5 protein-coding genes and 1 pseudogene are annotated in these 5885 nt (G+C 71.1%); 1 reads left to right on the plus strand and 5 read right to left on the minus strand.

The features are described from left to right. Nucleotides 1-240: pseudogene (locus MB1_RS24620) on the minus strand (hypothetical protein); the annotation flags it as partial. 169 nt (nucleotides 241-409) lie between these two features. Here MB1_RS24620 and MB1_RS24625 point away from each other — a divergent pair. Further along, complete coding sequence (locus MB1_RS24625) at nucleotides 410-1042, plus strand: GNAT family N-acetyltransferase (RefSeq protein ID WP_066913719.1); 633 nt, start codon at nucleotides 410-412, stop codon at nucleotides 1040-1042. Nucleotides 1043-1045: 3 nt separating this feature from the next. Here MB1_RS24625 and MB1_RS24630 read toward each other — a convergent pair whose 3' ends face one another. The 4 genes from MB1_RS24630 to MB1_RS24645 form a co-directional block, all read right to left on the minus strand. Next, complete coding sequence (locus MB1_RS24630; RefSeq protein WP_066913722.1) at nucleotides 1046-2224, minus strand: acyl-CoA dehydrogenase family protein; 1179 nt, start codon at nucleotides 2222-2224, stop codon at nucleotides 1046-1048. Continuing rightward, nucleotides 2221-3918, minus strand: coding sequence for an AMP-binding protein (locus tag MB1_RS24635; protein WP_066913725.1), 1698 nt, complete (start codon nucleotides 3916-3918; stop codon nucleotides 2221-2223). Before MB1_RS24635 ends, MB1_RS24630 begins: the two co-directional genes overlap by 4 nt. A 3-nt stretch (nucleotides 3919-3921) precedes the next feature. Beyond that, a complete protein-coding gene (locus MB1_RS24640) occupies nucleotides 3922-4161 on the minus strand; it encodes an acyl carrier protein (RefSeq protein WP_066913729.1) in 240 nt (79 codons plus the stop codon). 78 nt (nucleotides 4162-4239) lie between these two features. Then, a partial coding sequence (locus MB1_RS24645; RefSeq protein WP_157084395.1) for a beta-ketoacyl reductase occupies nucleotides 4240-5885 on the minus strand: 1646 nt, incomplete at its 5' end.

Consider the following 5885-nt stretch of genomic DNA (forward strand, 5'->3'; position numbering starts at 1 on the left):
GGCGGGGGCCGCGGCCTGGGCGGGCGCGGCGCTGCCGGCAGCCGCCGATCCCAGGTTGACCACCGTCGGCTGGGCGGCGGTCGCGTTGTCGTCGCCGTTGCCGGACAACATCATCCCGACCACACCGATCGTCACCACCAGCGACGACACAACCGCGGCGACACCGGCCGAGGCCAGCACCGTCGGGACGTTGACACCCGACTTCTGTACCGACTCCTCTTGCACAGTTCCCCTGAACATGATTGAAGACTCTCTACCGGGCACCGGATGGTGGCCATCGGCGGGCGCAGGCTACCGCCGACGCCACCGGCTATTGAAGCACAGTTAGGCTAGGCTTTCTATACAACTGCGATGTGGCGGTTCCCATGCCACCGCCATCGGCGATCGAGAGAATGCGAGCAAGCCACCCGTGACCGATGTGACCGATACCCCGCCGGTTCTCGCCCGCGAACTGACCGACATCACCGACGAGGTCCGTGCGACTCCGGCGCCCCCGGTCCCCGCGCTCGACTCCCCCTACGCGATTCGCGTCGCCGATCCGGAGGGCCCGGACACCGCGATGATCGCCGAGTGGATGAACCGTCCGCATCTCGCGGCCGCGTGGGAATACGACTGGCCGGTCGACCGCTGGTACCGCCACCTGCGCGCCCAGGTGGACGGCACGTACTCGCTCCCGCTGATCGGCTCCTACAAGGGCGCCGATATGGCCTATCTCGAGATCTACCGGGCCGCCAAGGATTCCGTCGGCCGCCTCTACCCGGCCGACCCGTACGACGTCGGCCTGCACGCGGCGGTCGCCGAGCTGTCGATCGTCAACAAGGGCGCTGCGGCGCGGCTGCTCCCGGCGTTGATCCGCAGCATCTTCGACGCCGACCCGAACTGTCGGCGCATCATCTTCGAGCCGGATCACCGCAATACCGCGATGCGCCGGCTCGCGGAGTTTGCCGGCGGGGTCTTCCTCGGCGAGCGCGATATGCGCGCGGATCGCCGGGTGGCGCTGTTCGTTCTCCCGCGCACCCCCGACGACCTGCCCGTCGAATAGCGCTCAGGTGATTCCGGCGGCGACGTCGGCATAGCCGGCGACGTCCGGCCGGAGGGCGGCGGCCACCAACTCCCACAGCACCTCGTCGGTGCCGCCGCCGACTCGGGCGAGCTTCATATCGCGCCACCAGCGCCCCAGCGGCGTCTCGTCGACCAGATAGCCGGCGCCGCCGAAGATGTGCACGCACTCACCGACGACCTCCTCCCCCAGCCGCGCCGCGGAGACCTTCGCGGCCGCCGCGGTCCGCAGGTTCATCGGCCGGGCGGCGATGCCTTCCAGGGCGTGCCGCATCATCTCGACGCGCGCCGCGAGATCGGCGATCCGCAACCGCAGCGCCTGATGCTCGTAGAGGGTGGAGCCGAACTGGGTGCGCTGCTTCATCCGTGCCAGGGTCACGCCCAGGACGTACTCGCTCGACGCGACCGCCTGGCCGGCGATCGACAATCGCTCGTGGGCCAGGCCCCAGCTGACCGCGGCCAATCCCGTTCCGGGGCGCGCGATCAGCGCGTCGGCGGGAACGTGGACGTCGAAGGAGACGGCAGCGGTGTCCAGGGGCGCCGCGCCGAGCTTGCGGTAGGGCTGCTCGATCCGCACGTCGGTGGTCGGTACGAGCACCAGGGCGACGTTGCCGTGGTCGGTGTGTTCGGCGTCCTCGTGGCGGCGGCAGACCACCAGGATGTAGTCGGCGATCGGAGACAGCGAGACGAACTTCTTGCGACCGCGCACCCGGTAGCCGTCGCCCTCCGGCTCGAGCCGGGTGCCGACGATCTGCAGGTCCGAGCCACCGGACGATTCCGATGCGGCCAGGCACAGCACCGCCTCGCCGCGGATGGCGCGCTCGGCGACGTCGCGCAGATGGTCGCTGCGCCCGAACCGGCGCAGGATGGCGATCGCCGAGTCGTGCAGGCTCACACCGACACTGATACCGGCCGAGCCGAGGGCGCCCAGGTGGTAGGCCAGTTCGACCAGCTTCGGCAGGTCGACTCCGCCGGTCGGGCCGCCGCGCGACCACTTGTGACTGAATACCCCCGCCTGACCGAGGTATTCGAGCAGCTCCCGCGGGAAGTGTTCGGCGCGTTCGGCTTCGCATGTCCATCGCCGCACCGAGTCGTCGAAGGTGGCGTCGAGCAGGGCACGGTAGGACTCGATGCTCATCGCCGGCTCGGCGAGGGTGCCGGTCATGCCACCGCCCCCTCGTGGACGAGCCGGGTGATCTCGAGGCGCCGCAGTTTGCCCGAGGTGGTCTTGGGCAGACTGCCGGCGTCCAGGAAGATCACCGCCACCGGCACGATCCCGAACTCCGCGGACACCGCGGCGGTCACCGCGCGCCGCAATGCGGATTCGTCGGCGTTCTTCTTTTTGCGTTCGGCGACGATCACCAGGCCCTGACGCGTCACCCCGCCGCCCTCGATCGCCGCGACGCAGCCGGAGCGGATGCCGGCGACCGCGGCGACGGCGCGTTCGATCTCGATCGGGAACAGATTGCGTCCCGCGACGATGATGATCTCCTTGGCGCGCCCACAGACGACGAGGCGTCCGTCGATCAGGTAGCCGAGGTCACCCGTGCGCATCCATTCGGTCCGGTCGATCGGTTCCTCACCCAGGTAGCCGACCATCAAGGAGGTCCCGCGCACCGCGATCTCCCCGACCTCCCGGCCGACGATATTCGGGGTCTCCACGCCCGCGGGAAGCACCGCGACCTCGAGGCCCTCGAGCGGCGAGCCCAGTGTCGGGTAGCGGCGGAGACGTTCGACGCCATCGGGATCGACCACGGTGACCTCGTCGTAGCGGGCACCGTCGCCGGGATGCGGCAGGGTGATCGCGCAGGTGGTTTCGGCCATTCCGTAGGCCGGGGCCATCGCCGCCGGGTCCAGGCCGACCCGAGCGGCCACCTCGATGAAGGTGTCGAAGGCGTCCGGGTCGATCGGCTCTCCGCCACTGATCGCGTAGCGCACCCGCGAGAGGTCGATGTCCCGGACCAACGATCCGAAACGGCCGAGGATGTCGTAGGCGAAATTGGGGGCGGCGGTGATCGTCGCGCCGCTCTCGTGCAACCAGGACAGCCAACGGAAGGGGGCCGCCGCGAAAGCGGTATTGGGGACGAGCCACAGCGGTGCGCAGCCGGGCAGGATCGTGGTCACCACCACGGTCAGCCCCATGTCGTGATAGAGCGGCAACCAGCTGAATCCGGAGTCGCGGTTCTTGTCGGTGCCGATGCGCTGGGCGACGGCACCGATATTGGTGACGACGGTTTCCGCGTCGAGCACCACCGTCTTCGGCGTCCCGGTAGACCCGGCCGTGCTCTGCAGGACGGCGATCGGGTTGTCGCTCGGGTAGATCGGCACCGGACCGTTGACGGTGATCTCCCGTCCATAGTCGGTGACCTCGTGGACGGCGGGCGCATCCGGATCCGCGGCGAGCAACTCCGCCGATTCGCCGTTGCCCAGCACCGTCGTTACACCCAGGCTCGTCAACCGGGCGGCCGTGGCGCGGGCCCACTGCTGCGGATCGGCGCCGCGGATCGGTCCCGGCACGATCGTGATCGACGCGCCCACGAACCACGTGCCGATGATCGCCGCGATCTGGTCGACCGTCGGATCGCCGAGCAGCGCCACCGGCCGCGGACCGTCGGGGCAGTCGGCGACGATGCGGGCTCCGATCTGCTTCGCGCGCTCGTGGATCTGATTCCACGGCAGGGCCTTCCACAGCTTCTCGGAGCCGTGCCAGACGTGCAGGTGGTCGACCGACTCGACGGTCGAGCCGGCGACGATCGCCGCCAACCGGTTCGGCCACTCCTGTCGCGCCCGGCCGGCGGCTTCGGCGTCCCGGATCGCGGCGGCGGTGCGGGCGGCGGGGTCGACGATGGTATCCGGCACCGGTCAGCCCAGCTTTCCGAGGACGGCGGACTCGAGGTCGCCAACCGTTTCGCAGGCCATCAGGTCCTCCTCGGACAGGGTGACGCCGAGTTTCTCCTCGATGGCGACCATGCCGACGGCGAAGGCCACCGAGTCGAGTCCCACCTCGTCGATCAGGTGGGATTCGCGGGTGACCGCCGAGGTGTCGACCTGGAGGTCGTCGCGCAGGATCTCTTCGAGCCTGGTGTCGATCGCGGGGGTCATGATCGCTCCGTTCGTCGTGGGTGGTGCGGGATGTCCGCGCGGGTCGCCGCAGCGGATAGGTGATCTTGCGGGGGGCGGTCAGCCGCCGGCGGGCGGACTGCGCAGCACGTCGATCAGGTCGTCGACACTCGCCCCGGACAGCAGGGTGGTGGCCGGGATATCCCGACCGAGGGCGCCGAGCAGCATCCGGTTGAGATCGAGTGCCTGCAACGAGTCGACGCCCAGTCCGACCAACGGCATCGTCCGGTCGATCGGCTCGTCGGGTTCCAGACCCAGGACGCTGCGCAGGATCGCGGGCAGCACCTCGACCGGATCGGCGGCCTCCGCTGCCGGCCGGGCGGCCGATGGGGTGGCCGGCGGGGCGGCCGATGGGGTGGCCGGAACCGAGGGCGCGGGAAGGGCGTCGGGACAGACCGGATCCGGCAGCAACCGCGGCCGCCCCTGGAGTTCGCAGACCCGTGCCAGGGTCTCCCAATCGGCGCGCAGCACCAGGCAGTCCTCGTCGACCGCCGCGGTGACACCCGCGTCGAAGGCCTCGTCGGGGGTGAGATCGAGCAGGCCGGCGCCGGCGGCATCGGCGACGAGCGCCCGGTAGGCGTCGGTGCCGGCGTCGGGGTCGCCGAAGACACCCCAACGCACCGACCGGCAGTGCACGCCGCCGGCCCGCAGGTGCGGGGCGATCGCGTCGAGCATCCGGTTGCCGGCGGCGTAGCCGGCCAACCCGGGGCCGGTGAAGGTCGCCGATACCGACGAGCAGAGGTCGACCGTGGTGCCCGGGCCGATCGCCGACCCGTCCAGCAGATGCCGCAGCCCATCGACCTTCGCGGCGAGGGCGCGGTGGACGGCGGCGGCGTCCAGGGCGGCCGATCGGCCGTGGACGTAGTCGACCGCGGCGTGTACGAGCAGGTCGATCGGTTCGGTCCGGCCGCGCACGAAGGCCGCCACCGCAGCCGGGTCGGTGATGTCGCAGCCGACCACCTCGACGGTCGCGCCGCCGGCGCGCAGGTCGGCCAGTTCCGTCGCCTGTTCCGGGCGGGGCCCGCCGCGATTGACCAGCGTCACCGCCCGGGCGCCCCGATCGATCAGGCGACGGGCATAGGCGAGGCCGAGTCGTCCGGTGCCGCCGATGACGACCGCCGACCCGACGGGGGTCCGGTCGGTGGGCAGATCGGCCCGGCGCAGTCGTTGCACGTGGACGACGCCCTCGCGGATCGCGAAGTCGCGTTCGCCGACGGTGTGGATCGCCGCCATCGCCGCGGCGGCGTCCGCGGCCGTCGGGGGTGTCGCCGGCAGATCGAGGCGCACGCACCGCATGCCCGACCACTCCGCGACCAGGGACTCGACCGCCACGGCGGCGCCGGCGGAGAACACCGACGGCAGTGGGTCGTCGCCGATGTGCTCGGCGCCGAGGGTCGCGATCACGACCCGGTCGATTCCGGCCGGCGCCGTGCCGATGGCGAGATCGGACAGGTAGGCGGTGATCTGTTTGACCGCGTCGGCGGGCTCGCCGCCACGCGGGATCGCCCAGAGCAAGGTGTCGGCCGGGGCGTCCGGACTGTCGTGGATCGTGGCGCCGAAGCGGCGGGCGGATTCGGCGAACAGCGCGACCCAGTCGCCGTGGTCACCGGTGGGGTCGACCACCCGCAGCGTCCGCGGAGCACCGATCGACTTGCGGGCGGGCGGCTCCCATGCGGCGACCAGGCGGGCGACGCCGGGTCGCGCCA

Origin of the sequence: Millisia brevis NBRC 105863 (genome assembly GCF_001552615.1) — a bacterium.
GTDB lineage: Bacteria > Actinomycetota > Actinomycetes > Mycobacteriales > Mycobacteriaceae > Millisia > Millisia brevis.